This is a genomic window from Vibrio cionasavignyae (assembly GCF_050337155.1).
Classification (GTDB): domain Bacteria; phylum Pseudomonadota; class Gammaproteobacteria; order Enterobacterales; family Vibrionaceae; genus Vibrio; species Vibrio nomapromontoriensis.
This window is the reverse complement of record NZ_JAKJSR010000059.1, coordinates 1-1594: the sequence shown is the minus strand read 5'-3', so window position 1 is coordinate 1594 and position 1594 is coordinate 1. Positions and strand designations below refer to the sequence as shown.

Sequence of the window (1594 nt, the reverse complement as noted above, 5' to 3'; positions counted from 1 at the left end):
TTAGTGGACTCTGTGACATTGAAACCCCACTTGTTATTACCCGCGATTTTGTACTCATGGGTAAGTTCATCATCAATAAAGTGGTAGAAATATCCCTCTGTAGGCCAACCTAGACGCTCCCCAACTTGAACGGAAGGCTTAACTGGTATAAAGACATCACGATAAACGGCACTGCCTTTTTTGACAGGAAGGACATTGTCATAGCTCAACGCTGTTTTCTTAGAGCCTACAAACTGATAGAGCAGAGTCTTAGGCTCATTAACCAATATTGGAGTACTCAAGATGGTGCTGATGTTATCTGAACCCTTTGATTTAATCCAAGAATTGAAGGGGTTCTTTTCTTTGTTCGTTTCAGTTACAACAAACGAATCAATACTGAATGCTTTTACTTCATCGAGTGAACAAGCTAACGCCACATTGTATTCTAAGGTAACTTCTTGAGGGTCACCCGTTGGCGTGGGGTTATGAGCGATGTTGGTTTGTGTTTTCTCTTTAAATGTATCTTCAGGTGCCATTAGTGGCAATGAATCTACGGGTTTGCTTTGATATCTCATCAACTCAACCAGTACAGGTAAATATCGGTCAATGATAGCTAAATATTGACCGTGTTTGTGTTGGTTTACCTATGCAAAATAACTAAAATAAATTTGATTTGAGGCGTGCACTCTCTCCACCTACATTCGGATAACTTCTTTTAGGGCAAACGCATATTAACAGAATGTAAATAAGCAAAGGAACTACCTTACTAGCTTACATAGGACACACACTTAAAAAGAAATCAAAAGCACTCCCGTATTCAAAGCAGCAATTAACTGCATATTTAGCTTTCTTCAATCTATTTTGGTGAAGCTGCCTAGTTTCTTAAGAGAGGTTACTGACGTTTAGGGACTGGGCAAACGACAGTATCCAGAATTTTTACTGGCCTATGGGGTAGGAGTTGCGGTGAAAGTGGTGCTTATTCTAGTTGATAGATGTAGCTTACATAGGACACACACTTAAAAAGAAATCAAAAGCACTCCCGCCTTCAAAGTGGCAATTGACTGCATACTTTAGCTTTCTTCAATCTATTTGGTGAAACGGTCTAGTTTCTTAAGAGACGTTACTGACGTTTAGGGACTGGGCAAACGACAGTATCCAGAATTTTTACTGGCCTATTGGGTAGGAGTGGCGGTGAAAGTGGGGCTTATTCTAGTTGATAGGTTTGCATCTTGCTCTTTTTTAAGGCGGCCTTAGCTTGAACTGTATTAATGTGACACCCAACCGCAGTCGAACGTGTTTTCTCTAATTCAGTACATACCGTTAACCAACTTTTCTGATTGAAATTCAAACGCGTCAAAATAGCGGGTTGATTATCATCCATACTAGCTTTGTTTTCGCGAAATAGACGTGCAGTCCAGTCTACTAACTCAATGTAGTCGATGAGCCGAAATGGAATACCATCTAGCATTTTATTCGTCGGATTGCCGATAAAAGGGTGCAAACATGGGGCTGTCGTTAAGTTTTTATCCAGCGCATCGATTCTGGCTTTTATCGAGGTAAACTCCGACGTTTCAGGGGTTTTAGCAATGCCTGCTCGAATAGGGTTCAAGTCGAC

The 1594-nt window shown here is 40.8% G+C and carries 2 pseudogenes; both read right to left on the bottom strand.

Features of this window, described 5'->3' with window-relative positions:
• Positions 1-554 (bottom strand): annotated as a pseudogene (locus L4D74_RS25070) (hypothetical protein); the annotation flags it as partial.
• Positions 555-1183: 629 nt separating this feature from the next.
• Positions 1184-1594, bottom strand: a pseudogene (locus L4D74_RS25065) (transposase); the annotation flags it as partial.